The following is a 26,182-nucleotide window of genomic DNA, read 5'->3' on the forward strand; positions in this document are numbered from 1 at the left end:
CAGGCCAGTCAGTCTGCGAGATCGCCAATCGCTGTCAGGCATGATGAATTATTCCGACACATCCATCGCAGCAACGACGCCGTTCCTCAGCCTCGAGAACGTGCGCAAGACCTATCCGGGCGTCGTCGCGCTCGACGGCTTCTCCATGGAGGTCAGGCCGGGCGAGGTCATCGGCCTCGTCGGTGAAAACGGCGCCGGCAAATCGACCTTGATGAAGATCCTCGGCGGCGTCACCAAGCCGGACAGCGGCACGATCACCGTCGACGGCACCGCACATGAAAGGCTCTCCGTCGAAGGCAGCCTGGGTTCGGGCATCGCCTTCGTCCACCAGGAACTCAACCTGTTCGACAATCTCGATGTCGCCGCCAACATCTTCTTCGGCCGCGAGCCGTTGCGCGCCGGGCCGCTCAGGCTCGTTGACCGCGCAAAACTGCGCACCATGGTGGCGCCGCTGTTGAAGCGCGTCGGCGCCAATTTTTCCGCCGACACGCCGGTTGCGACCCTGTCTCTGGCCCAGCAGCAGATGGTCGAGATCGCCAAGGCGCTGTCGATCGAGGCGCGGCTGGTCATCCTCGACGAGCCGACATCGAGCCTGCCGCTCGCCGAGACCGACAAATTGCTCGACGTCATCAAGGCGCTGAAGGCCGACGGCATCAGCGTCATCTTCATTTCGCACCGCCTGCACGAGGTCGAGCGCGTCGCCGACCGCGTCGTGGTGCTGCGCGACGGCATGCTTGCCGGCACGCTGGGCAAGCACGACATCGGCCACGACCAGATGGTCAAGCTGATGATCGGCCGCATGCTGAAGGAGCGCGAGAAAGCCTCGGAGGCGGCGCGTGCGCCCGGCGCCACGGCGCTTGCGGCCAAGGCCATCCGCACCCCTGCCTATCCCGGCCGCCCGGTCGATCTCGATGTCAGGCGCGGCGAAATCCTCGGTCTTGCCGGCCTTGTCGGTTCCGGCCGCACCGAGTTGGCGCGGGTGTTCTTCGGCATTGACTCGAAGCTCGGCGGCGCGCTCGAGCTCGACGGCAAGCCGCTTGCGCTGGCTTCCGCGGCGGATGCCGTCGCGCAAGGCATCTTCCTGGTCCCGGAAGACCGCAAGCTCACCGGCATCCTGCTCGACCTGTCGATCGCGCAAAACATTTCGCTGCCCAATCTGCCTGCGCATGCGCGCCACTCCCTGGTGTCCTCAAGCGCCGAGGCCGCCACCGCCGAGAAGCAGAAGAAAGATCTCGGCATCAAGGCGCCGTCGGTGCAGACGCGCACCGGCACGCTGTCGGGCGGCAACCAGCAGAAGGTCGTGCTCGGCAAATGGCTGGCCATGAACCCCAAGGTGATGATCCTCGACGAGCCGACGCGCGGCATCGACATCGGCGCCAAGGCGGAAATCTATGGCCTGATGCGCGCTCTGGCCGATGCCGGCGTCGCCGTGCTGATGATCTCGTCGGACATGGAAGAGGTGATCGGCGTGTCCGACCGCATCGCCGTCATGCATGAGGGCCAGATCTCCGGCATTCTCGACAAGGACCGGTTCAGCCAGGAAAACGTGCTGCTGCTGGCAGTGGGCAAGCAGCCGAAATAGTTTTTGTTTGCCACGGGTTCCGGTCCGGAACCTTCCAAGGCGGGCATTGGGGAGAAGACGATGAGCAAGAAAGATCTCGGCCTGCTGATCCTGATCCTGGTGGTCGGAGCCATCGTCGCGATCATCAATCCGCGCTTCCTGTTGCCGATCAACCTCGCCAACACCTCGAACCTGATCGGCCTGTTCGGTATCCTGTCGATCGGCCAGGCCTTCGTCATCATCACCGGCGGCATCGAACTGTCGGTCGGCTCGGTGGTCGCGCTGCTGGGCACGCTGTTCATCGACTTCATCGCCGTGCGTGGCATGGAATGGCCGCTGGCCTTCGTGCTCATCCTGGTGCTTGGCGCCATCATCGGGCTGGCGCATGGCTGGCTGATCACAAGACTGAAATTGCAGCCCTTCGTCGTCACCCTGTGCGGCCTTTTGATCTACCGCGGCGTCGCCCGCTTCTACACTGGCGACGGCACGGCGGGTTTTGCGTTCGGCCAGAATTTCCCCGACCTCGAATTCCTCACTGCCGGGCGCTCCTATGGCGTGCCGAACAGCTTCATCGCGCTGATCGTTATTTCGATCGTCATGTGGGTGGTGCTGCACCGCTCGGTGTTCGGCCGCTATCTCTACGCCATCGGCAAGAACGAGGAGGCGGCGAAATATTCCGGCATCCGCACCGGCCGTGTCGTCATCGCCGCCTACGTCATCTGCGGTGTGCTGACGGCGCTGTCGGCGATCTATTTCGCCATGTACACGCGCTCGATCTCGCCGGCCAGCCACGGCCAGTTCTACGAACTCTACGCCATCGCCGCCGCCGTGCTCGGCGGCTTCTCGCTGCGCGGCGGCGAGGGCTCGCTGATCGGCGTCATCCTCGGCACGGTGCTGCTGCAGGAACTGCAGAACCTGGTCAATCTGCTCGGCATCCCGTCCTCGCTCAACTTCGCGGTGATGGGCGGCGTCATCCTCATCGGCGTGCTGGTCGACCAGCAATGGGGCGTGTTCCGGGAACGGCGGCTGATGGTCGACGCCACCCGCAAAAGCGCTGCCGGCGCGGCCGCGGAATAGCGCCAGCCTGGACGCGCCGCGCGTTTGTCGGCGCCTGGCGGCATGAATGAGATGGTTGCGGCCTTGCCGCCCTTCTGCAATTGCGGGACGTCTCCACATCATGCCGGATGTCGGTGGCGGACGGATGGCAGGCCATGAGCGCGAAACCTGAACTGTTGATGCTGAAGGCGGGCGCGCTTGAAGCCGAACTGGTGCCGCAAATCGGCGGCAGCCTGGGCGCGCTGCGCTGGCGCGGCATCGATCTCATGCGCCGGCTTTGCGACCATGATCGCGAAGCCGGCAACGTGCTTGGCGTCGCCATGTTCCCGATGATGCCTTACGCCAACCGCATCGCCGGAAATGCCTTCATGTTCGGAGGGAAACGCTGGCAGGTCCAGCCGAACAATCTCCCCGAAACAATCAATGTGCATGGCAGCGGCTGGAAGCATCCCTGGACTGTCATCGACGCGACCGCCGACAGCGCCGGATTGTCGCTCGAAATTACCGCCGGTCTCGAGCCTTATTCCTATCGCGCGACGCAGGTTTTCGAAGCCTCCGACGAAAGCCTCGCGGTCCGAATGACGATGATCAACACCGGGCCAGTTTCGATGCCATTCGGGTTCGGACTGCATCCCTGGTTCGACCGCGACCCGGACGTGACGCTGCGGTTCAACGCCACGCGGTTCTATCTGGAAGAACCGCAAGGCATTGCCGGCGATCCGATCACGCTTGCCCCCGAACTCGACTTCGCCGATGGCCGGCCTTTGCCGGGCGGCTGGCGCAACAATCATTATGGCGGCTGGAGCGGCGAGGCGGAGATCCGCTTCCCGACACGCGGCGTCGGGCTGCGCATCAAGGCCGATCCGATGTTCAGGCACCTGATGCTTTATGCCGATCCTGCGAAACCGTATTTCTGCGTCGAGCCGCAGACCAATGCCTCCGGCGCCTTCCACCGCGACGGATGGAACGATCCGGACGGGGGCATCATCGTGCTTGCCCCGGGCGAAAGCATCGCCGGCACCGTCTCGTTCGTGCCCTTCGCGCTTGAAGGCTAGCCTAGATCAGGCCCGACATGTCGGAAAAAGCCATCGCCTTGCGCAGCACCTCGGCGAAGCGTTCGCCGGCGGCTTCGCGCGGGCCGCTGTTGTCGATCGAGGTGACGCCAGGTCCCGACAGGCTCACATTGGCGCTGCGCGCCAGCCGCGCCAGCACTTCGCCGCGCGACTCGCGGCCGCGCATCGCCAGACGCTCGGCCAGCACTTCAGGCGAGGCGGTGATCTCGACGATGGCCAGATTGGCATAGCGTTCGCGCAAGGAGGGGATGATCGCGCGCGACACATTGGCGACAGCGACACGGCCATTGGCGACGGACCAGTCGACATCGGCGGGGATGCCGTAGCGCAAGCCGTGCGCTTCCCAGGAGATGGCGAAGGCGCCATCGGCTTCGGCCTCGACGAAGGCGGCATCGGCCAGCGTGTCGTGGTCCTCGCTGGCGACATCGCTCGGCCTGGTGATGACGCGGCGGACGAACTCCAGCCTTGTCTCATCGGCAAAGCGGGCGCGGGCGTAGCCGATCACTGTGTCCTTGCCGGCGCCGCTTGGGCCGACGACGGCGACGAAAACGCCATCGCGGATCGGAAACGTCTCGGCCGACAATTCCCGCTCGATCGATGCCGACACCATCATGCGACCCGGCTTCCCTGCCGCCACACGGTGCGCACGACCGGGACATGGTCGTCGACGCGCACGCGCACCAGGTCGGCGCGGCGGCCCTGTTCGATGACGCCGCGGTCGGTCAGGCCAATCGCATCGGCCGGGTTCTTTGAGACCATGGCGACGGCCTGCGGCAGGGAAATGCCTTCGACGACATCGCCGAGGAAGAACGCCGACTGGATCAGGCTGAAGGGAATGTAGTCGGACGACAAGATGTCGAGCAGGCCGTCGCTGGCCAGCGTGCGGGCCGAGACATTGCCCGAATGCGAGGCGCCGCGCATGACGTTGGGCGCGCCCATCAGCACACCCATCCCGGCCTCTTTCGAGGCCCTGGCGGCCTCTTCCGTGGTCGGGAATTCGGCGACGCGCACGCCCTGCTCGATCGCCTCGTCGACATGGCCTGGTGTGGCGTCGTCGTGGCTGGCCAGCACGATGCCGCGCTCCTGGCAGGCGGCGGCGATCGCCGCCCGGTTCGGCGCCGAATTGCGCGCCGATTCGGCCATCCGTTTTTCGCAGAACAGCTTAAAGTCGCGATCGGTCAGCTTCAGCTTGCGCTGGTAATAGTAGGCATAGGTCTCGAGATTGACGAACTGGCGCTGGCCTGGTGCGTGGTCCATCAGCGATGCCAGTCTGACCCGTTCGTCGCCGTCGAAATTGGCGAAAGCCCTGAGGCAGTCCGGCGCCGAAACCTCGCAGCGCAGATGGATGAAATGATCGGCGCGCAGACGGTCCTGCTTCACACTGTCCTCGATTGCGTCGGCCAGCTTGCGGATGTCGGCCGATGTCAGGTCGGCGTCTTCGTCCATGCCGACGCGCAAGGCGTCGAGCACGGTGGTGATACCGGCGGTCGCCACCTGCGCGTCATGGGCGAGCACGGCGGCGATCGGATTCCAGCGCACCTTGGGCCGCGGCGCGTAGTGGCCTTCGAGATGGTCGGTGTGCAATTCGACCAGCCCGGGAATGACATAGTCGCCGCCCATATCCTCGCCGATGCGGCTGATGCCGGATTCGATGCCGGCGATAAAGCCGTCGCGCAGCACCAGCGAACCCTCGACGATCTCGTCGGCAAGCACGATGCGGGCATTGTGGAGAACAGTCTCGGCGGTCATTTTCAGGCAGTCCTTCAGGCGGTTTTTCTGGCCGGGCGGCGCCCGAGCGCGTGATGCGAGAGCACCATGAACGGTGCACCCGGTTCGGTTTCGACAAACAAGGTCAGCGCATCCACCAGCACCGGCTGTTGCAGCACGTCCGCGAACAGGCCGTCGATCGCTGCGCGCAAACGAGGGCTTTCCTGTGACCCCGCCCGGCCGGACAGCGTCATGTGGAAGCGAAAGGTTTCGAAGACATAGGGGTAACCCCATTGGCAGAGGTTGCGGAACTCGGCCGGCTTCAGCGAATCCGGGCTGCGCCGCTCGATTTCCGCCTCGCTCAGCGGTGCGCGAAACCGGTCGAAATCGCGCACCACGTCATCGGCGAACCGGTTGAGCGCAGGCACTGGCCCTTCCGGCACCAGTGCGAAGAAGCCGTCGATCTGGCTGACCACGAGACGCGGGATGGTCACCACCGGCGTCGCCTCGGCAAAATGGTCGAGTGCGGCGCGCAGAGAGGCTTCGGTCTCGTTGGCAGCCAGGCGGAAAGGCGCTTTCAGCGTCGCGTGGAAACCATAACGGCGCGCCGAAGCGGTGTGGAAAGCGACTTCCGCCGCCGACAGGTCTGCCACCGCTTCGACCGGCCTCGTCGCGGCGCCAAACGGGTCGCGGCCGAGCCAGTCGGCGGCGATCCGCGCCAGTGGCTCGTCCTGCCGGGGGGTGAAATAGAGGGCGTAGCGCATGGAAAGTCCTTGTCAGCTTCGCTGCCATAGGTGATTTCCATGACGAATTGACGAAGCCTTGCCGGCTTTCAGGTAACAAAACGCTGTGGCGGGGTCATTAGCCGACGATTTTTTCGTGCTGGACCAGGGAGCGAGTGCTCACGCAGCGACCGGTCAGGCCTTCATCAGCCATTCGTGCTCGGGCGCGTTGTGGAATTTCCACGTCCGCTTCGGTCCGGCCATGACGTTGAGATAATAGAGGTCGTAGCCGTGGCAGGCGGCGCAGGGGTGATAGCCCCGGGGCACCAGCACGACATCGCCGTCCTCGATCGCCATCGCTTCGTCGAGCGCGCGATGGCCATTCTTGTCGGCGTCGGTATAGACGCGCTGGAAGGCAAAGCCCTGCGGCGGGTTGAGACGGTGATAGTAAGTTTCCTCGAGATAGGATTCGGCGGGCAGATTGTCCTGGTCGTGCTTGTGCGGCGGATAGCTCGACGTATGCCCGCCGGGCGTGATGACCTCGACCACCAGCAACGAATCGGCCGGCTTTCCCTCCGGCAGGATGTTGGTGACATAGCGCGTGTTGGTGCCCTTGCCGCGCACCTCCTGGCCGAGATCGTCCGGTGCGATCACCCGCACCGGCAGACCGCCGCCAAGGCCCGGCGCCGAGCAGACCGCGAGTTCCAACTCGGTATCCGCCGTCACCGACCAGTCGGAGCCTTGCGGAATGTAGACCGACCACGGCTTGCCCTCGAAGGGCGACATGCGCTCGCCGAGCAGGCCGAGCTCCTTGCCACCGGCTGAAGCCTTGCCCTTGCCGGTAACGAACACCAGGCAGACTTCGCGATCCTCCGTCTTGCCGCAGACGCTCTCGCCCGGCTTCAGCCGATGCAGGTCGAAACCGACATAGGTCCAGCCGGCGCTTTTCGGCGTCACATGGGCAACGCGGCCATGGCCCTTGTCGGCTTTGACGAGCAGCTTCGACATTTTTGTCTCTCCTATTCCAGTGGCCTGACGGTTGCGGGCCTTTAAAGCCAAGTCGTTTGTTTGAAAGGACCATCGCAAACGGTCGGAAATTGGCCGGCGCCCTTCCAACTTCGTCATCCTAGGGCGAAGCAGGAGCGAAGCTCCGTCGCGAAGACCCTAGGATCCATGCCGTTGCCTCGGCCGAAGGGCACAGCGGAGCGGAATTCTGCACCGCAGCGGCTGTTTCGATGTCGCGGCATGGATCCTCGGGTCTGCGCCGCGTCGCTACGCTCCTTGCTCCGCCCGTGGATGACGAAGCTGGAGGCCTTGCGGTGAGTCTCCAACAACGCGACCCGTCATGCGCGCAGTACCCGACCCGTAAGCCTTCTGCGCCATGGGCCGCTTTATTCCTTCGGCTCGGCCGCTGCCTTGCCGTCGTCAGCAGGCTTGTAGAGATAAAAAAACTGCCAGACGGCGTAGCCGGCGAAGCCGAGCGCGATCACACCCCAGAACGGTGTGCCGGTGGCGAACTCGATGATCGACCAGATGACGCAGACCGCGACGATGGCGACACGCCGCCACAAAGGCCGGAAGAAGGGGTGTTCGGAATCTTTCATCGGGCCAATCTACAGCAATCGGCCTCGCCGGGAACCCGTCGCACCAGCCATTGGGAAACTAGACATTTGGAAAGCCTTGCGTTTCGACCGTGTATCCAGCCGCCGTCATGACGCGCATCAATTCCTTGTAGCCAACCTGCGCCATCCTGAGTGGCGGGTTCTTCTTCGGGTCCTGCTCGGCCTCGACCACGAACCAGCCCTCATAGCCATGGTCGGCGAAGCGCTGCACGATGGCGCCGAAATCCAGCGAACCGTCGCCCGGCACGGTGAAGGCGCCGAGCGCCACCGCGTCGAGGAAGGACTGCTTCGTGCGGTCGAGTTTCTCGATCACGCCCATGCGCACATCCTTCACATGCACATGGCTGATGCGGGTGTGATGGTTGTCGATGGCGCGCAGAACGTCGCCGCCGGCAAAGGCCAGATGTCCGGCATCGAGCAGCAAGGGAATGCCTTCGCCCGAATGGCGCATGAAGGCATCGAGCTCCGGCTCCGTCTCGACCACAGCCGCCATATGGTGGTGATAGGACAGCGGCATGCCCTGTTCGGCACACCATTCGCCAAACGCGGTCAAGCGTTTTGCATAGGCCTTCATCTCGTCGTCCGACAGCTTCGGCTTGGTGGCCAACGGCTTCGAGCGGTCGCCCTGGATCGAGCGGCCGACCTCGCCATAGACGATGCAAGGCGCGTTCACGGCCTTGAACAGGTCGATCATCGGCTGGATGCGATCCTTGTTGTCGGCCATCTCCCCATCGACCAGCGTGCCGGAGAACCAGCCGCCGCACAGCGTCACGTCGGCTGCCTTCAGGATCGGCAGCATGATTTCGGGGTCATTGGGAAAACGCCGGCCCATCTCCATGCCGGTGAAGCCGGCCGACCGTGATTGGCGCAGGCATTCTTCCAGCGACACATCATCGCTGAGTTCGGCAAGATCGTCGTTCCACCACGCAATGGGGGACATGCCTAGTTTGGCTTTCAAGTCGTCACTCCGGTCCTAAAACAGTTTCTTACTCGTTGGCGCCGCCCCTCATCTGCCTGCCGGCATCTTCTCCCGTATAGAGACGGGGAGAAGGAGGAGCTTCGGCGCCTATATCAATCGCCGACGGTCTGCATCTTCCGCTTCTCGTCATACGCCTTGCGCGCCGCGTTGACCTGCGGCCGCACAGACACTTCCGGCACCGCCACGTCCCACCAATGGCCGCCGGCATCGGTGGAAACCAGCGGGTCGGTGTCGATGACGAGCACCGTGGTGCGCGGATTCTTCTTGGCTTGTGCCAGCGCGTTTTCCAGCCCGGCAATCGACGGCACTTTCTCGGCGATCGCCCCCATGCTCGCCGCATGCGCGGCAAAGTCGATGTCGGGCAGGACCTCGTGGCGCGTGTCCTTCAGGAGATTGTTGAAGTTGGCGCCGCCGGTCGCCATCTGCAGCCGGTTGATGCAGCCATAACCTCTGTTGTCGAGCAGCACGATGGTCAGCTTCAGGCCGAGCATCACCGAGGTGGCGATCTCCGAATTCAGCATCAGGTAGGAGCCGTCCCCGATCATGACGACGACCTCCTCGTCGGGCTTGGCCATCTTGGCGCCGAGCCCGCCGGCAATCTCGTAACCCATGGTCGAGAAGCCGTATTCGGCGTGGTAGGAGCCGGGCGCGCCGGCCTGCCAGAGCTTGTGCAGTTCACCCGGCAACCCGCCGGCGGCATGCAGCAGCGTCACGCCGGATCCCATCGCCCTTTGGACAGCGCCGATCACCCGCGCATCGGAAGGGTAGGCGGCATTGGTCGACGCCGTCACCTTGGCCGCTTCGACCTGCCAGGCCTTCTTGCCGGTGGCCGTATTGTCGGTCCAGGCGGACGGCGCCTTCCAGTCCTTCAGTGCAGCACCCAGTTCAGCCAGACCCTCGGCCGCATCGGCAACCAGCGGCAGCGCCCGGTGCTTGCCGGCGTCGAAGGCTTGCACGTTGAGCCCGATGATGGTCTTGCCCGAATTCTTGAACAGCGCCCACGAGCCGGTGGTGAAATCCTGCAGGCGCGTGCCGATGGCCAGCACGACATCGGCTTCTTCGGCCAGCCGGTTGGCGGCCGAGGTGCCGGTGACGCCGACCGCCGCCATGTTGAGCGGATGGTCGTCCGGCAGCGAGGATTTGCCGCCTTGCGTCTCGCAGACCGGGATGCCGGCGCCCTCGGCGAATTTCGCCAGTTCGTCCGACGCCTGTGAATAGAGCACGCCGCCGCCGGCGATGATCAGCGGTTTTTTCGCACTCTTGAGCGCGGCGACTGCAGCGGCAAGCTCATGGCGGTCCGGGCGCGGCCGGCGCTGGTGCCAGACCCGCTCGGCAAAGAAGCTCTCGGGATAATCATAGGCCTCGGCCTGGACGTCTTGGCATAGCGACAGCGTCACCGGCCCGCATTCGGCCGGGTCCGTCAGCACGGCCATGGCGCGGCTGAGCGCAGGAATGATCTGCTCCGGCCGGGTGATGCGGTCGAAATAGCGCGAAACCGGACGGAAGCAGTCATTGACCGTCGCCGTGCCGTCGGAGAAATCCTCGGCCTGCTGCAGCACCGGGTCGGGAATGCGGTTCGCGAAGACGTCGCCCGGCAGAAACAGGACGGGCAACCTGTTTACATGGGCGAGCGCTGCGGCTGTCACCATGTTGAGCGCGCCGGGGCCGATCGAAGAGGTCGCGGCCATGAAGCGGCGTCGGAAATTGGCCTTGGCATAGGCGATCGCCGCATGCGCCATCGCTTGCTCATTGTGGGCACGGAAGGTCGCCAGTTCTTCGCGCAGCTGATAGAGCGCCTCGCCGATGCCGGCGACATTGCCGTGGCCGAAGATCGCCCAGACGCCGCCGAAGATGGGGACTTTGCTACCGTCGATCTCGGTCATCTGGCGCGACAGGAAGCGGGTCAGCGCCTGCGCCATTGTCAGGCGGATCGTCTTGCTCATGGTGGTTTCCTCCCCAGTCCTTGGGTCCGCTTGTCCTATTCCGCGCCTTCTTATGCCGCCTTGCGGCCGCGCGCGGCAAGCCACGCATCCGTCAACTGTTCGAAGCGTGACGCCATGTCGGCGATCGCCTCGTCATCCGACATCTTGCCGGCCAGCCATTGTTCGGCCGCATGGACGAAGATGGTGCGGCCGACGGCAAAGCCCTTGACGATGGGCGCCTTGGCGGTGGCGGCGAAGGCCGCTTCCAGCTCGTCCTGCGGCGCCTCCAGGCCAAGCAGCACGACGCCACGGCACCACGGATCGTGCTTCAGGATCACCGCTTCGATCTTGGCCCAGGCACCGCTCGACGCCTGCGGCTCGAGCTTCCACCAGTCCGGCTTGATGCCGAGCGCATAGAGTTCCTCCAGCGCGCGCGGGATCGTCGTGTCGTCGAGCTTGCCATGTTTGCCGGCAATGATCTCGATGAGAAGTTCCCTACCGACCTTCCGCGCGCCTTCGAACAGGGCGCGCAGTTTCTGCTGCTGTTCGTCCTTCAGCGCCGCCGGATCGTCGGGATGATAGAAGCACAGGCATTTGATGCAGTGGTCGACCGGCCATTCGATAAGCTGCGAGCCGATGTCCTGCGAGAATTCGAAGCGCAGCGGCCGCGAACCCGGCAGCTCCACCGGCCGCCCGAGCCAGGCGAAGGAATGCCTAGCGAATTCGAACATAGCCTTGCGGCCGTGTTTCTCGTCGATCAGCATGCCGTAGCCGTCGCGGCCGGCGGCGACCTTAGCCGCGGCCTTGACTGCCAGCACCTTGAAGTCTTCGATCCGGGCCGGATCGGCACCGGCCTTCGCCGCCACATCCTCTAGCTGCATGCGATGGTCGCAGGCGAGCGCCATCAGCGAGGCGACGTCGCGCCGGCGCGTCGTCGCCCAATGGATGTGGTTGATCGCCTCGTCCTTGCGCAACGCCAGATGCTTGCTGCCGTGCTTGAGGAAGAACCGCAGTTCCTCGAAGGTCGGATATTCCGGCGCGCAGAGCAGCCGCGACACGGCGAAGGCGCCGCAGGCGTTGGCCCAGGTCGCCGCCGTCGCATGGTCTTCGCCACCCAGCCAGCCGCGCAGGAAGCCGGACATGAAGGCGTCGCCGGCGCCGAGCACATTGTAGATCTCGATCGGAAAGCCCTTGCCGACGACACCGTCCTCGAGATCGTCGCTGATAGGTCCGTCATAGACGATGCAGCCCATGGCGCCGCGCTTCAAGACGATGGTGGCGGACGACAGCGAGCGGATCGTCTTCAAGGCGCTCAGGCAATCGTCGGCGCCCGACGCGATCATGATCTCTTCTTCGGTGCCGACGATGAGGTCGCAGTCGGGCAGCACCGTCTTCAGCTGCGCCGAGACCCGGTCCGATTTCACATAGCGCTCGAACCCTTCGGCATGGCCGGCAAGGCCCCACAGGTTCGGCCGGTAGTCGACGTCGAACACCACCTTGCCGCCCTTGGCCTTCATGATGCGGATCGCCTTGCGCTGCGCGGCATCGCTGTTGGGCCTGGAAAAATGCGTGCCGGTAACGACGATCGAGCGCGCCCTGGCGATGAAGGCCTCGTCGATGTCTTCCGGCGCCAGCGCCATGTCGGCGCAATCCGAGCGGTAGAAGATCATCGGCGAAACGCCTTCGTCCTCGACCGACAGCAGCACCAAAGCGGTAAGCCGTTCCTTGTCGGTCTTCAGGCCGTCGACATTGACGCCTTCACGCGTCAACTGCTCGCGGATGAAGCGGCCCATCTGCTCGTCGCCGACGCGGGTGAGCAGCGCCGAGCGCAGGCCGAGCCTGGCGGTGCCGACAGAGATATTGGCCGGGCAGCCGCCGACCGACTTGGCGAAGGAGGTGATGTCCTCCAGGCGCGAGCCGATCTGCTGGCCGTAAAGGTCGACGGACGCGCGACCGATGGTGATGACGTCGAGCGGCGCGTATTCAGCGTCCACGGCTTCGCTCATTGGAACCTCCCGTCGGCCTTGTTGTGTTGGGGTACACGCGCGAGCGGCAGCGTGGCGCCGGGAATATGAAATAATAATTCCAATCCATAGTCAATATGGAATGAGCGTTCCTTCAGCGAAAAGGTACCTTTCGGCGGTGGATCAGGCTTTGCGCTTACGGCCCGTGTCGCGTCGCTTCTCGCCGACGCCGACGGTCAGCGCCATGGCCAGCGCCATTGTCGCCGACAGCGAGCGGAAGCCGGCGAAATCGGCCTCGGCAACCTCGAACCAGACCTTGGCGAACTGGGCGAGCGGGGAAAACGAGCTGTCGGTGATGGCGACGATCGGCACGCCCTGTTCCGAAATACTGCGCGCCTCCTCGATCGTGGCAGGCGCATAGGGCGAGAAGGAGATGGCGATGACGGCATCCGCCGGCGTCGCGAAGCCGATCATCTCGGCATTCAGCCCGGCCGCCGATTCGATCAACTGGTTGCGGATCTTCAGCTTGCCCAGCGCATAGGCGATGTAGGAGGCCACCGGGTAGGAGCGTCGCTTGGCCAGCACATAGATGGTTTCCGCCTTTGCCAGCAGGGAAATAGCGTCTTCCAGATGCGCATCGTCCAGCGTGCGCGAAATGTCGTTGAGCGAGGTGCTGGCCGCGGCGACGAAGCCGTCGAAGATCGACCGATGGCCGGCGCCGCCCTCAGCCTTGATGCGCAACGCCTGCAGCCTTTCGTCATAGGAGGAGTTGCGCTCGCGCAGCCGCTCGCGAAACACCTGCTGCAGGCTGGTGAAACCATCGAAGCCAAGCTGCTGGGCAAATCGGATCAGGGTTGAAGGCTGCACGCCCGCCGAAGCGGCGATGCTGGCGGCGGTGCCGAAGGCGATATCGTCGGGATTGTCGAGCGCATGGGCAGCGATCTGGGCGATGCGCTTCGGCAGGCTTTCGCGCCGCTCCAGGATGGTGGTGCGCAGCGTCTCGAAATCGCGAGGTACCCGTTCGTCCATCGTCGCTCTGTCCAGGCTCATGCGTGAAGCGTCCCTCTCTGCATCATCATAGCGAGCCTGCGCAAGAACACCATAAAAAATGAGGCAGACATTCCATTCCATGAAAAAATGGACTAATTCATCCACGCAACGCTTCAGGCAGTGGAGAAACGGAAAATGGTCGGCGTCGGTCTCATCGGTACGGGTTTCATGGGCAAGTGTCACGCCATCGCATGGAGCGCCGTCAGCGCCGTCTTTCCCGACGTTGCCAAGCCACGGCTCGTCCATCTCGGCGAGGTCAATGAAGAGCTCGCCCGGCGCAAGGCGGGCGAGTTCGGTTTCGCCAAGGCGTCCGGCGACTGGCGTGCCGTCGTCAACGATCCCGACGTCGATATCGTCTCGCTGACCACGCCCAACCAGTTCCATCCGGAAATGGCCATCGCCATCCTGGAAGCAGGCAAGCATCTGTGGTGCGAAAAGCCGATGGCGCCAAGCTTCGCCGAGGCCGAAGCGATGGCGGCGGCGGCGAAAAAGTCAGGCAAGGTCGCGGCGCTCGGCTACAACTACATCCAGAGCCCCGCCATCCGCCATATCGGCGCTTTGCTGGAAGAGAAGATCATCGGCGAGGTCAACCATCTGCGCATCGAGATGGACGAGGACTTCATGGCCGACCCGGAAGCGCTGTTCTTCTGGAAGCACGAGGCGGCCTCCGGTTATGGCGCGCTCGACGATTTCGCCGTGCATCCGCTGTCGCTGGTTTCCGCCCTGTTCGGCCGCGTTGCCAGCGTCATCTGCGATATGGCCAAGCCCTATGCCGATCGCAAACTCGCCGCAGGCGGCCGTCGCGCGGTGGAAACCTACGACATCGCCAGCGTGCTGATGCATCTGGAAAACGGCATTGCCGGCACGCTGCTGGTCAACCGATCGGCCTGGGGCCGCAAGGGCCGCATCGCCATCCAGATCTTCGGCTCCAAGGGGTCGATCCTGTTCGACCAGGAGCGGATGAATGAAATCCAGCTCTATGTTACCGCCGATCGACCGACCGAGCAGGGCTACCGCACTATCCTGGTGGCACCGCACCACAAGCCCTACGACGCTTTCCTGCCGGCGCCCGGCCATGGCCTCGGCTTCAACGATCTCAAGATCATCGAGTGCCACGAATTGCTGACGCGCCTGGCCGGCAAGCCGGCGCGGGTCATCGAATTCGCCGAAGGGCTGGAGATCGAGCGCACCGTGCACGCGATGGCGCGCTCGTTCGAGGAAAAGCGCTGGGTGGATGTGAGGTAAGGTGGCGGCTCGCCTTCTCCCGCAAGGGGAGAAGGGAAATCGGGTCAGCCGCCAACCGCCGCATTGATCTCCCACCCATTGACCCAGACCTGTCGCAAGCGGTCGCCTTCGCCCTTGAACCGCAGCCCCGTCGCCTGGCAATCCTCGATCCGGTCGCTGCGGAAATTGCGGATCGCCTGGCGCAGATCGCACCAGGCGACGATGTTGGCGGTTTCGGCGTAGTAGATGAGCGCGATCGGGCGGATGAGGCGCTCGGAGGCGCGGCCCATTTCGTCTCGATAGGAGAGGTAGAGCTTCTCCTCATCGCGTATGGCGCGTCGCACCAGCGCCAGGTCGATCGCGCCGGTAGAAGGCGCGGCGAAACCCCAGGCATGCAGCGCATTGGCGTCGAATATCTGGCGCAAGGGTGGTGGCACCGCGCCGGCGATCTTGACGCTGACGCGCTTGGCCGCTTGCTTGAGCTCGCTGTCGCCCGTGCGCTCCAACAGCGCCAGCGACAAGACGATCGCCTCCATCTCCTCGATCGAGAACATCAGCGGCGGCAGGTCGAAGCCGGGGCGCAGGATATAGCCGATGCCGCGTCCGCCCTCGATCGGCACGCGCATCGCCTGCAAGGCGGCGATGTCGCGATAGATCGAGCGTACCGTCACTTCCAGCCGCTCGGCAATCGTCGCCGCCGTCACCGGCTGCCGCGCCAGCCGCACGATCTGGATGATCTCGAACAGGCGTGACGCCTTGCGCATTTTTTCCCCCGGGTTGCGAGCCCAACTGACACACCATTGTCAGTTGGGTTGACCTATACGAGCCCCTATCGAATTGAAAATCAACAGGTTCCGCTGCGGCTTGGCGGAGTGAGGCGGCAGGCAACTGACATGGGCTATATGGAAAATCTCTGGCTTTTCTTTATCCTGCTGGTCGGCATCATCGCCGTTCCAGGCATGGACATGCTCTTCGTGCTCGCCAATGCGCTGACCGGCGGACGCGACAGGGGTCTCGCCGCGACTGGCGGCATCATGGTCGGCGGCATGGTGCACACGCTGAACGGCGCCATCGGCGTCGGCCTGCTGATGCATTTCGTGCCGATCCTGTTCAAGCCGCTTCTGCTTGCCGGCGCCGCCTACATGGCCTTTATCGGCATCACGCTGATGCGCAGTTCCATCACTGTCGGTCAGGAGGGGCCTGCCGGCAGCCGTTCCGCATGGAAGGCCTTTCGCCAGGGTTTTGTGACCTGCCTGATCAACCCGAAGGCATACCTGTTCGTGCTTGCCGTCTATCCGCAGTTCCTGAAACCGGACTACGGTCAGATCTGGATGCAGGCGACGATCATGGGGCTGCTGACCGTGGTGACCCAGGCTGCGATCTATGGCGGACTGGCGATCACGGCCGGCCGCAGCCGCAACCTTCTGATCGCCAATCCGAGGGCGACCATTTTTGCCGGCCGGGCGGCCGGACTGCTGCTCTTTGCCGTGTCGGTGTTCACGGCATGGGAGGGGCTGAGAGCAGCGTAGGACATGGATTCTTGCGAAGAGGACCCCCACCTCTAACCCCTCCCCACAAGGGGGAGGGGGACTCCAGTCGGCGCTGCCAACGGCAAACTGCCGACGTTTGCAGGCGTCAAAGGTTCGAGTAGGAGTGCGCGGCAGCGTTCCCTCCCCCTTGTGGGGAGGGTTAGGGTGGGGGTCCTTCTTCGCAAGAATCCATATGCGATTGCCCTCCCTCTTGTGGGCAGGGGTTAGGGTGGGGGTCGTGCCGGGTAAAGACCGGCAATAGTGGCTCAAGCGGCTCCCTGCCGGTTGTCGATCATGGCGCGGCGTGCCGAGCGGCGCCATTCGACGGCGCCGGCAAGGCCGTGCAGCACCGTCTCGGTGGTCGCCCAGTCGATGCAGCCATCGGTGATGCTCTGGCCATAGACCAGCGGCTTGCCTGGCACCACGTCCTGCCGGCCGGCGACGAGATTGCTCTCGATCATCAGGCCGATGATGCGCTCGTCGCCCGCCGCGACCTGGCCGGCGACATCGGCCGCGACCTTGGGCTGGTTCTCGGGCTTCTTGGCCGAATTGGCGTGGCTGACATCGATCATCAGCCTGGGCGCAACGCCGATACGAGCGAGTTCCACAGCGGCGGCTTCGACGCTCGCCGCATCATAGTTGGACTGAACGCCGCCGCGCAGGATGACGTGGCAGTCCTCATTGCCCGTGGTCGTGGCGATGCCGCTGCGCCCGCCCTTGGTCACCGCCATGAAATGATGCGGCTGGGCGGCGGATTTCACCGCCTCGGCGGCTATGCGAAGATTGCCGTCGGTGCCGTTCTTGAAGCCGACCGGGCAGGAGAGGCCCGAGGCCAGTTCGCGGTGGATCTGGCTCTCGGTCGTGCGCGCGCCGATCGCGCCCCAGGCAACCAGGTCGGCAATGTATTGCGGCGTGGTCATGTCGAGGAACTCGGTCGCTGCCGGGAGGCCGAGATTGTTGACGGCCGACAGCACGTTGCGCGCCATCCGCAGCCCCTTGTCGATGTTGAAGCTGCCGTCGAGGTCGGGATCGTTGATCAGGCCTTTCCAGCCGACCGTCGTGCGCGGTTTCTCGAAATAGACCCGCATCACGATCTCCAGCCGGTCCGACAGGCTCTCGCGCAGCGCCGCCAGACGGCTGGCATAGTCGACGGCTGCGACCGGATCGTGGATCGAACACGGGCCGACAATGACGAGCAGCCGGTCGTCGGTCCCGTTCAAGATGGCATGGGTTGCGTTGCGAGACGCGCTGACGGTGCGCGTCGCGGTCAAAGTGCGCGGGATCTCCCGCATCACCTCGTCCGGCGTACTCAGTTCTCGGATTTCCTTGACCCGGAGGTCGTCTGTGGTGGTCAACACGGCTTTCTGCTCCTGTCGAGAGCATGATGCCGAAAAGTGTGAAGCGGTTTTCGGACGACATCATGCTCCTCTTTGATTTAGAGGGAACCTGCCGGCTGAAAACAAAAAAGCCGCCAGGTATGGCGGCTGTTCGGACTTGTTGCTGCAATCTTCAGATCGAGCGCAATCCTCCCGCCGCCAGCGAGCTCCTAAAGTACCAATACGTGGCGGTCAGGTTGATCATGAGGCTCATATAGTCGAAGCCGAAGCGTTTGTCACGTGCCATGAATGAGTTGGCGAAATCGCTGGAGAGAGCGCCCCTCTCCCCGTCACTATACGGGGAGAGGATGCCGGCAGGCAGGTGAGGGGCGGCACTTGCGTCGGAGGATAGGACAGGGGCGAAAAGCGCTGACTTCAATCGACCCTGTAGCTGTCAAAGTCGGTGCTGCCCCTCATTGCCCTGCCGGGCATTTCTCCCCGTATAGTGACGGGGAGAAAGGGGCCGGCCGCGGCGCTGGCTCCTTATTCCGGCGACGCTCCCGCAATGCTCTGGTCGTAGTCGACCAGCGATCCGGTCATGACGCCTGACTGCGGGCTCACCATGTAGCTGATCAGCCGTGCAAGCTGGTCCGGCTTCACCAACTGGCCCATCGGCTGCGCCGCTTCGGCCTTTGCCAGCCAGTCGTCCGGCGCGTCGTGCCACTTCTTCTGCACGATGTCCTCGCCCTCTGTGTCCATCCAGCCGGGCAGCACCGCGTTGCAGCGGATGCGGTTGTAGCGATAGGCATTGGCGACGTTCTTGGTCAGCGTCATCAGCGCGCCCTTGCTGGTCGAATAGGGCGTCAGGAACGACTGGCCGGTATGCGCAGACATCGACAGCACATTGACCATCGAGCCGGGTGCCTTCTTTTCCAAGAGATGCGCCACCACGCCTTGCATCAGGAAAAACGGGCCGCGCACATTGGTATCGAAGATGGTGTCGAAAAGCTCTTCACTGGTTTCGACCAGCGAACCGCGCGCCGATGTCGCGGCGGCATTGACCAAGGCGTTGATGGTGCCGAAATGCGAGATCGCGTTGGCAACGGCGCGCTTGCAGTCGGCCACTTTAGAGACGTCGGCGCTGATGAAGATCGCGTCGACGCCCGCTTTCTTGAAATGGGCGACGGCCTTGTCGCCCTTCTCCTGCGAGCGGCCGATGAGCGCCAGTGCCCGGCAGCCCTCGTCGGCCAGCGCTTCGGCAACGGCAAAGCCGATCCCCTGGGCGCCGCCGGTGACGATGGCGCGTGTCTGTGAATTGCGATCGGCTGATGCGCTCATCGCTCTGCTCCTGTGGTTTCTTCCTAAGGTTTCTTACTTGTCGAGACGGACGGTCTTGCCGGTCGTTGCTGATTTCAGCGCCGCATCCGCCAGCTTCAGCGCGACGAGGCCGTCAGCGCCGCTCGGCGACGCTTTCTTGCCCGAGGTCGCGGCTGTGATGAACGCGGCGATCTCAATGGCATAGGCGTCGAGGTAGCGGGTCATGAAGAAGTCGTGCAGCGGCGGGCGCGTATAACCCTTCTCGTTGGCCAGTTCGATCGACACCGGGCGCTGGTTCTCGGCGGCAACCATGCCTTTCGAGCCATGCACCTCGATGCGCTGGTCGTAGCCATAGGTGGCGCGGCGCGAGTTGGAGATGACGGCCTGCTTGCCGGAAGCGGTTTCCAGGATGACGCTGACGCTATCGAAATCGCCGGCAGCACCGATCTTCTTGTCGACCAGCACCGAGGCATGGGCGCTGACCGCCACGACCTCTTCGCCGAGCAGGAAGCGCGCCATGTCGAAATCATGGATGGTCATGTCGCGAAAAATGCCGCCCGAGCGCTTGATGTAGTCGATCGGCGGCGCGCCGGGATCGCGCGAGGTGATGGTGACCATCTCGACGGTGCCGATGGCGCCGTCGTCGATCGCCTTGCGCACGGCGGCGAAATGCGGATCGAAGCGCCTGTTGAAGCCGACCATAAGCGTCGCCTTGGTCTTCTCGACCACGGCCAGGCACTTCTCGACGCGCTTGACGTTGAGGTCGATCGGCTTCTCGCAGAAGATCGCCTTGCCGGCCTTGGCGAAGCGCTCGATCAGATCGGCATGGGTGTCGGTCGGCGTGCAGATGACGACGGCGTCGATATCCCCGGCTTTCTCGATATCCTCGATGCTGCGCACCTCGGCGCCATAGGCGCTCGCCAGCTCTTTGGCGGCCTTTTCGAACGCATCGGCAACGGCAACGAGTTTGGCCTGCGGATTGGAGCCGACGGCGCGGGCGTGGACCTTGCCGATGCGGCCGGCACCGAGGAGAGCGAAGCGAACGGTCATGGGTATTTCCTCTGGGGGGATGGGTTAGAGAGAGTTGTGTCCGCACCTTCCCTGAGGAAGGGGCAAGATTGCTTCAAGCATGCATATCGTCCTTAAAACAGGGTGGTCGTCCTGTTTTAGGCTGCGAGTTCCGCCTCCCCGGTCTTGGCGCCGGTGATGTAGGAGACGATATCGTTTCCGTCGGTGTTCTCCCTGCGCAGATTGGCGACGATGCGGCCGCGCCGGAACACGACGATGCGGTCGCAGAGATCGAACACCTGGCGCATATTGTGGCTGATCAGGATCAGCGGCTCGCCATTGTCCTTGAGCGTGCGGACGATGTTTTCGACCTGCGCGGTCTCCTGTACGCCAAGGGCGGCCGTTGGCTCGTCCATGATGATCAGCTTGGAGGCGAAGGTCGCCGTCCGGGCGATCGCCACGCACTGGCGCTGGCCGCCCGACATGTGGCGGATGGTGTTGGACAGATTGGGGATCTTCACCGCCGTGCGGACGAGCGCCGCCTCGGTCGCCTTGCGCATGTATTTGCGGTCGAGGATCGAGAACGGGCCGAGGTTGAACAAAACCTTCTCGCGGCCGAGGAACAGGTTCGAAGGCACGTCGAGATCGTCGGCCAGCGCCAGGTTCTGGAACACGGTCTCGATGCCCGCCGTGCGGGCCTCGATCGGTCCGGCAAAATTCACTTCCTTGCCGTCGAACCAGATCTGGCCGCTGGTGCGCTGCTCGACGCCGGTGATCTGGCGCACGAAGGTCGATTTGCCGGCGCCGTTGTCGCCCATGATGGCGACATGCTCGCCCTTGCGCAGCTCGAAATTCGCGCCTTCCAGCGCGTGCACGCCGCCATAGCGCTTGGTCAGGTTTTCGGTCTTCAGGACGATGTCTGACATGGTCATGCCCTCATTGCCCGCAGGCGTTGGCGCCACTGGTCGAGAACCACCGCACCGACGATGATCACGCCCTTGACCATCTCCTGGTAGTAGGCGTCTAGGCGCAGGAAGGTGAAGCCCGAGATGATGACGCCGAAGATCAGCGAGCCGATCACCGTGCCGATGATCGAGCCGCGGCCGCCCGACAGGGAGACGCCGCCGATGACCGCCATGGCGATGGCGTCGAGTTCGTACATTACGCCCATGCCGGACTGCGCGGTCAGGTTCTTGGAGCTCAGCACCACGGCGGCGAGCGCTGCGAGAATGCCGGCGATGACGTAGACCAGGATCTTGTGGTTGGCGATCTTGATGCCGGACATGCGCGCGGCGTCTTCGTTGGAGCCGATCGCGTAACAGTGCTTGCCGTACCTGGTGTAGGTCATGATCAGCTGGAACAGGATGGCCAGCGACAGGAAGATGACGACGGGCATCAGGCCTTTGCCGATGCCGGCGAAACTCTCGGTGGGAAACGAGATCGGCTGGCCCTTGGACCACCATTTGGCGATGCCGCGCGCGGTCACCATCATGCCGAGCGTGGCGATGAACGGCGGAATGCGCGTGTAGGCGATCAGCGCGCCATTGACCAGCCCGGCAAACAGGCCGCAGGCGATCGCCACCAGCAGCGGCACGATGACAGGCAGGTCCGTCCAGCCTTGCGCCAGGAACATCGCCTTGGGATTGGGGTTGCCGTTGACCGTCGCCACCTGGGCGAAGCTCATGGCGATCATGGCGGTCGCGCCGACGATCGAGCCCGAGGACAGGTCGATGCCGCCGGTGATGATCACTTGCGTCACGCCGATGGCGATGATGCCGACGATCGACACCTGCAGGATGATGATCTGCAGGCGCGCTTCGTTGAAGATGCCGCCGACATCGCTGCGTGTGTTGAACAGGAAGCTGTCGCCGAGAAAGACGCGGCCGATCAGTTCGAAGATGACGACGAGAATGACCAATGCCAGGAAAACATTGAACTCGGCCGGCCATGTGCGCTTCCTCGCATCATAGCCGACGCCGCCGACGCCATGAGATGTCTGTGCCACGTATCCTGTCCTCCATCAGCCGCGGTCGCCCTCGCGCCGTGCCGGCGCTGAGGGAGAGAGGGGAGCGGCGCTGTCGCGATCGAGAGCGCCGCTCCGTATCGAACCGTTGGCGGCTCAGTTCTTCTTCAGGAACTTGTCGATGTTGGCCGGCGTCACCAGCTGGAAGGGCACGTAGACCTTGTGCTCGACCTTCTCGCCCTTGGAGAGCTTGAGCGCCGCATCGAGAGCGCCGGCGCCCTGGCCGGCCGCGTCCTGGAACACGGTTACGTCGAGGTCGCCCGCCTGCATTGCCGCCAGCGCGTCCTGGGTGGCATCGACGCCGCCGACGACAACCGCCTTCATGTCGATGTTGCCGGCCTTCATCGCCTGGATGGCGCCGATGGCGCTTTCGTCATTGTTGGCGATGACGCCGTCGAACGGCTTGCCGGTCGACAGCCAGTTGGTCATCAGGTTCTGCGCCTCGTCGCGGTTCCAGTTCGACGTCTGCTTGTCGATGATCTTGATGAAGCTGCAATCCGGCGTCGCGATCACATCGTCGATGTCCTTGGTGCGCTGCACGGCGGCCTGGTTGGAAAGCTCGCCCATGATCACATAGACATTGGCTTCCTTCTTGCCGGCTTCCTTGAACAGGCGGCAGACTTCCTTGGTCTCGAGCGTGCCGGAATCGGCTTCGTTCGAGGCGACGAAGGCCTGGTTGTCGGGCAGCGTGTCGACATTGACCGGCTCGCGGTTGACATAGACCAGCGGGATCTTGGCTGCCGCGGCTGCGTCCGACATCGCCTGCGTGGCCGAAGTGTCGACCGGGTTGACGATGATGGCATCGACGCCCGAGGCGGCGAAGTTCTTGATCTGGTCAAGCTGCTTGGCAACGTCGTTCTGCGCGTCCTCGACCTGCAGCTCGACGCCGCTCATGCCCTTGGCCTGCTCGATCATGCCGTTGCGCAGCACGGTCAGGAAGTTGTCGTCGAACTTGGCCATCGACACGCCAACCTTGGCGGCCAGGGCGGATGAGCTCATCAGCGCCGCGAAGGCGACGCCCAAAATCAATTTCTTCATTGTGTTTCTCCTCCACATATTGGTGTCCGGTTTCACCGATTTATCCGGAATCCCCGATCTCCCCGGGGAATCTCTCCCTGATATTTTTCTATTCCGGATGACGCTTGCCTCCTGGCTGGAACGTCAAACCCTCTGTTTGAAACAGATGTTCCGGAACGAAAGAACCAAAATACACAGATGATGAAATATTTATTCCATTTCACATCGGGGCGTCAAGGGCGATTCCGCGGCCTGCCGGCCGATTTACGCATCGCTCTGATGGATTCTATCATTTGCCTCGGCGGCCTTGCGCGGCGGCGGGCTAGATGTTTTCCGGCAGGTAGATGTCAAAGGGCAGGAAGGTCTGGCCCGGAGCGTTGGCGGCGCCGGTTTCGATGGCATGCGCCATCAGGTCGACAAGCTCACGGCACAAGGCGGCGAGCGGGGTCGAGATCACCATGGTGAGGATGTTGTCGGCGAGTGCCGCGCGCGACTCGGCGTTGATCTCGTTGCAGACGACCACCGGCATGGTCGCGGGCTTCGCTGCCCGCAGCGCCGAGACCGCGCCTTCCATGCCGCCGCCCGCGACGTAGCAGCCGGCAAGATCCGGATAACGTGCCAGAAGATCGATCATCGCGTCATGGGTCACCTGGTTGGCTTCCAGATTGACCAGCGTTTCAAGCACGCTGAACTCCGGCGCATGCTCGCGGAAGAAGGAGCGAAAGCCGATCTCGCGCAGCTCATGGCCGTGGAAGCGGTGGCTGCCGACGAAGAGGGCGACCTTGCCGGGCCGCCTGGCTGCTTTGGAGATCATCCATGCGGCGGTGCGCCCGACCTTGCGGTTGTCGAGGCCGATATAGCCCTCCCGGATGCCGGCGGCAAAGTCGGACAGCACCGAAAAGACCGGCTGCCCTCTCGCCTTCAAGGTTTCCACGACCGCTGTCAGGGTCGGATGGTCCGGACCGACAACGGCGATGGCCCTCGATTTCGCCGCCAGCCTGCGCATCTGGGAGGCGATTTCGTCGGGAGCCAGGGAACTGGCGAAATCGATGGTCGCAACGCCGCGGAAGCGTTGCGATTGCGAGATGGCCAGTTCAAGTTCCCGCGCGAAGTCGCCGTAAAAGGCATCATTGCCCCGCAGCAGCAGGAAGCCCAGCCGGTACTCCGGCAATTCCTGGCGCATGCGCTGCTTGATAAGGCCGGCGGCGTGGTAGCCGATATCGGTAGCGGTCTCGTAGACGCGGCGCGCTGTCTCTTCACGCACCGGCAGCCGGTTGTTCAGCACGCGGTCGACGGTGGCGACACTGACGCCCGAGATGCGCGCCAGATCTGATATTGTCGGCCGCTTCACCATGCTTGCCTCGTCGGATTTGCCTGAGCCTTCGTACATCATGCTGATGGGAAATGATAGAAACTATCTTTGTGATGTTGAGTCTATCATCAGTCGGCGTTACTTTGATGCTCGAAGCCAAAGGATTTCATGGCATTCGCTCTGGCGGATGCCTTTGCCGAGGGAGGCAATCATGTCCACTGCGCCGTCCCGGCGTGACTACAGCCTGATCGGCCGCGACGCCAGGCTCGCCGTCGAGACCGGCCTGTCGGCCGCCGAGTGGTATCATACCGACGTGTCCCGCAAGCAGATGAAGGAGCTGATGCAGCGCTCCGACGGGCCGGCGATCCGCGATACGGCAATCTGGTTCGCCGCGCTGATCGTCAGCGGCGCCGGCGGCGCCTGGTTCTGGGGCAGTTGGTGGTGCGTGCCGTTCTTCTTCGTCTATGGCGTCCTCTACGGCTCCTCGACGGATTCGCGCTGGCACGAATGCGGTCATGGCACCGCCTTCCGGACGCAGTGGATGAACGATGCGGTCTATCAGGTCGCCTGCTTCATGATCATGCGCAATCCGGTGACCTGGCGCTGGAGCCACACGCGCCACCACACCGACACCGTCATCGTCGGCCGCGACCCGGAAATCTCGGTCATGCGGCCGCCTGATCTGGTTCGCGCCATGCTGGGCTTCGTCGGTGTGCTCGATGCCTGGCATGCGATGTCAGACATGCTGCGCAACGCCGCCGGCACCGTCAGCGCCGCCGAAAAGACCTTTATTCCCGAACAGGAACAGCCCAAGGCGATCCGCGTCGCCCACATCTGGACGGCGATCTATGCCGCCACCGTCGGGCTGGCGCTCTACACCGGTTCGTTCCTGCCGCTGATGCTGGTCGGCCTGCCCAGGCTCTATGGCGCCTGGCACCATGTCATGGTCGGGCTGCTGCAGCATGGCGGCCTGGCCGATAACGTCACCGACCACAGGCTGAACAGCCGCACCGTCTACATGAACCCGATCAGCCGCTTCATCTACTGGAACATGAACTACCATGTCGAGCATCACATGTTCCCGATGGTGCCGTACCATGCGCTGCCGAGGCTGCACGAACTGATCAAGCACGATCTGCCGGAACCGACACCGTCGATCCTGGCCGGCTACCGCGAGATGATCCCGGTCTTCCTGCGCCAGCTGCGCAACGAGGACTATTTCCTCAAGCGCGAGCTGCCGCCGACCGCACGGCCATATCGCGAAGAATTCCACAACGACACTATCGCCGCCGCGGCGGAATGATCGTGCTTCCATCAGATCTGGACTGTTTATTTTAACGCAATTCCGGGCGGAAAACCGCTGCGCAATTTTCCTGGATTTGCTTTTGGGGAGGACTTGAATGAGCGACTGGGTCGAGGCCTGCGCCACCGGCGACATAGACGAGGAGGATGTGATGCGCTTCGATCATGGCGGCCGTACCTTCGCCATCTATCGCAGCCCCGACGACGAGTTCTTCGCCACCGACGGCCTCTGCACGCATGAAAAGGTGCACCTGGCCGACGGGCTGGTGATGGACGACATCATCGAATGCCCCAAGCACAATGGCCGCTTCAACTACAAGACGGGTGACGCCCGCGGCGCGCCGGTCTGCGTCAACCTGAAGACCTATCCGGTCAAGGTCGATGCCGGCAAAGTCCTGATTCAGATCGGATGACTGATATGGCGAGGGGAATGGTCATCATCGGCGCCGGCGAATGCGGCGGGGGGGCGGGCTTGGCG

24 protein-coding genes are annotated in these 26,182 nt (G+C 63.6%); 7 read left to right on the top strand and 17 right to left on the bottom strand.

All coding sequences use genetic code 11. The features are described 5' to 3' along the window. Positions 1-43 precede the first annotated feature (43 nt). From EOA13_RS02665 to EOA13_RS02675, 3 genes are all read left to right on the top strand, one after another. Positions 44-1,582, top strand: coding sequence for a sugar ABC transporter ATP-binding protein (locus EOA13_RS02665; protein ID WP_127290095.1), 1,539 nt, complete (start codon positions 44-46; stop codon positions 1,580-1,582). 60 nt (positions 1,583-1,642) lie between these two features. After that, positions 1,643-2,638, top strand: a complete 996-nt coding sequence (locus EOA13_RS02670; RefSeq protein ID WP_127289480.1) for an ABC transporter permease — start codon at positions 1,643-1,645, stop codon at positions 2,636-2,638. A 134-nt stretch (positions 2,639-2,772) separates the two neighbouring features. Then, positions 2,773-3,672 carry an aldose 1-epimerase gene (locus tag EOA13_RS02675; protein WP_127289482.1) on the top strand — a complete coding sequence of 300 codons (900 nt, stop codon included), beginning with the start codon at positions 2,773-2,775 and terminating at the stop codon, positions 3,670-3,672. A gap of 1 nt (position 3,673) precedes the next feature. Here EOA13_RS02675 and phnN read toward each other — a convergent pair whose 3' ends face one another. The 9 genes from phnN to EOA13_RS02720 form a co-directional block, all read right to left on the bottom strand. Beyond that, on the bottom strand, positions 3,674-4,303 hold the full coding sequence (gene phnN, locus EOA13_RS02680; RefSeq protein WP_164779961.1) for a phosphonate metabolism protein/1,5-bisphosphokinase (PRPP-forming) PhnN: 630 nt from the start codon (positions 4,301-4,303) through the stop codon (positions 3,674-3,676). Continuing rightward, on the bottom strand, positions 4,300-5,439 hold the full coding sequence (locus EOA13_RS02685) for an alpha-D-ribose 1-methylphosphonate 5-triphosphate diphosphatase (protein ID WP_127289484.1): 1,140 nt from the start codon (positions 5,437-5,439) through the stop codon (positions 4,300-4,302). The genes phnN and EOA13_RS02685 overlap by 4 nt, the downstream gene beginning before the upstream one ends. Positions 5,440-5,453: 14 nt before the next feature. Then, positions 5,454-6,161 carry a DUF1045 domain-containing protein gene (locus EOA13_RS02690; RefSeq protein ID WP_127289486.1) on the bottom strand — a complete coding sequence of 236 codons (708 nt, stop codon included), beginning with the start codon at positions 6,159-6,161 and terminating at the stop codon, positions 5,454-5,456. A 153-nt stretch (positions 6,162-6,314) separates the two neighbouring features. Next, on the bottom strand, positions 6,315-7,127 hold the full coding sequence (gene iolB / locus EOA13_RS02695) for a 5-deoxy-glucuronate isomerase (RefSeq protein WP_127289488.1): 813 nt from the start codon (positions 7,125-7,127) through the stop codon (positions 6,315-6,317). 383 nt (positions 7,128-7,510) lie between these two features. Then, positions 7,511-7,723, bottom strand: coding sequence for a DUF3329 domain-containing protein (locus tag EOA13_RS02700; RefSeq protein WP_127289490.1), 213 nt, complete (start codon positions 7,721-7,723; stop codon positions 7,511-7,513). A 58-nt stretch (positions 7,724-7,781) separates the two neighbouring features. After that, the gene (gene iolE / locus EOA13_RS02705; protein ID WP_127289492.1) at positions 7,782-8,699 is read right to left on the bottom strand and encodes a myo-inosose-2 dehydratase; all 918 of its coding nucleotides are present in this window, start codon (positions 8,697-8,699) and stop codon (positions 7,782-7,784) included. Positions 8,700-8,812: 113 nt separating this feature from the next. Next, a complete protein-coding gene (gene iolD, locus EOA13_RS02710; protein WP_127289494.1) occupies positions 8,813-10,663 on the bottom strand; it encodes a 3D-(3,5/4)-trihydroxycyclohexane-1,2-dione acylhydrolase (decyclizing) in 1,851 nt (616 codons plus the stop codon). A 50-nt stretch (positions 10,664-10,713) separates the two neighbouring features. Next, positions 10,714-12,648: a 5-dehydro-2-deoxygluconokinase gene (iolC, locus tag EOA13_RS02715; protein ID WP_127289496.1), complete on the bottom strand. Its 1,935-nt coding sequence runs from the start codon at positions 12,646-12,648 to the stop codon at positions 10,714-10,716. A gap of 141 nt (positions 12,649-12,789) precedes the next feature. Then, positions 12,790-13,635 carry a MurR/RpiR family transcriptional regulator gene (locus EOA13_RS02720; RefSeq protein WP_164779972.1) on the bottom strand — a complete coding sequence of 282 codons (846 nt, stop codon included), beginning with the start codon at positions 13,633-13,635 and terminating at the stop codon, positions 12,790-12,792. A 156-nt stretch (positions 13,636-13,791) separates the two neighbouring features. Between EOA13_RS02720 and EOA13_RS02725 the strand changes: the two genes are divergently transcribed. Next, positions 13,792-14,901, top strand: coding sequence for a Gfo/Idh/MocA family oxidoreductase (locus EOA13_RS02725; RefSeq protein WP_127289500.1), 1,110 nt, complete (start codon positions 13,792-13,794; stop codon positions 14,899-14,901). 44 nt (positions 14,902-14,945) lie between these two features. On the opposite strand, the gene EOA13_RS02730 is transcribed toward EOA13_RS02725, so the two are convergent. Next, positions 14,946-15,644: a YafY family protein gene (locus EOA13_RS02730; RefSeq protein WP_127289502.1), complete on the bottom strand. Its 699-nt coding sequence runs from the start codon at positions 15,642-15,644 to the stop codon at positions 14,946-14,948. Between the two features lie 129 nt (positions 15,645-15,773). On the opposite strand from EOA13_RS02730, the gene EOA13_RS02735 reads away from it, so the two are divergent. After that, complete coding sequence (locus EOA13_RS02735) at positions 15,774-16,409, top strand: LysE family translocator (protein ID WP_127289504.1); 636 nt, start codon at positions 15,774-15,776, stop codon at positions 16,407-16,409. A 266-nt stretch (positions 16,410-16,675) separates the two neighbouring features. Here EOA13_RS02735 and EOA13_RS02740 read toward each other — a convergent pair whose 3' ends face one another. The 7 genes from EOA13_RS02740 to EOA13_RS02780 form a co-directional block, all read right to left on the bottom strand. Continuing rightward, on the bottom strand, positions 16,676-17,767 hold the full coding sequence (locus EOA13_RS02740; protein WP_127289506.1) for a 3-deoxy-7-phosphoheptulonate synthase: 1,092 nt from the start codon (positions 17,765-17,767) through the stop codon (positions 16,676-16,678). Between the two features lie 501 nt (positions 17,768-18,268). Then, positions 18,269-19,063, bottom strand: coding sequence for an SDR family oxidoreductase (locus EOA13_RS02755; protein ID WP_127289512.1), 795 nt, complete (start codon positions 19,061-19,063; stop codon positions 18,269-18,271). A gap of 33 nt (positions 19,064-19,096) precedes the next feature. Next, entirely contained in the window at positions 19,097-20,092 is a 996-nt protein-coding gene (iolG, locus tag EOA13_RS02760) for an inositol 2-dehydrogenase (protein WP_027039991.1), read from the bottom strand. A gap of 116 nt (positions 20,093-20,208) precedes the next feature. Then, complete coding sequence (locus EOA13_RS02765; RefSeq protein ID WP_127289514.1) at positions 20,209-20,976, bottom strand: ATP-binding cassette domain-containing protein; 768 nt, start codon at positions 20,974-20,976, stop codon at positions 20,209-20,211. A gap of 2 nt (positions 20,977-20,978) precedes the next feature. Next, complete coding sequence (locus EOA13_RS02770) at positions 20,979-22,055, bottom strand: ABC transporter permease (protein WP_023810654.1); 1,077 nt, start codon at positions 22,053-22,055, stop codon at positions 20,979-20,981. Positions 22,056-22,169: 114 nt separating this feature from the next. Continuing rightward, positions 22,170-23,111, bottom strand: coding sequence for a sugar ABC transporter substrate-binding protein (locus EOA13_RS02775; protein ID WP_024502009.1), 942 nt, complete (start codon positions 23,109-23,111; stop codon positions 22,170-22,172). 301 nt (positions 23,112-23,412) lie between these two features. Continuing rightward, positions 23,413-24,444, bottom strand: a complete 1,032-nt coding sequence (locus tag EOA13_RS02780; protein ID WP_127289516.1) for a LacI family DNA-binding transcriptional regulator — start codon at positions 24,442-24,444, stop codon at positions 23,413-23,415. Between the two features lie 169 nt (positions 24,445-24,613). Here EOA13_RS02780 and EOA13_RS02785 point away from each other — a divergent pair, with 169 nt between their 5' ends. Then, the gene (locus EOA13_RS02785) at positions 24,614-25,705 is read left to right on the top strand and encodes a fatty acid desaturase family protein (RefSeq protein WP_127289518.1); all 1,092 of its coding nucleotides are present in this window, start codon (positions 24,614-24,616) and stop codon (positions 25,703-25,705) included. A gap of 97 nt (positions 25,706-25,802) precedes the next feature. Beyond that, positions 25,803-26,117: a MocE family 2Fe-2S type ferredoxin gene (locus tag EOA13_RS02790; protein ID WP_027161041.1), complete on the top strand. Its 315-nt coding sequence runs from the start codon at positions 25,803-25,805 to the stop codon at positions 26,115-26,117. Positions 26,118-26,182 lie beyond the last annotated feature (65 nt).

The sequence above is a fragment of the Mesorhizobium sp. M7A.F.Ca.US.011.01.1.1 genome (assembly GCF_003998295.1).
GTDB lineage: Bacteria > Pseudomonadota > Alphaproteobacteria > Rhizobiales > Rhizobiaceae > Mesorhizobium.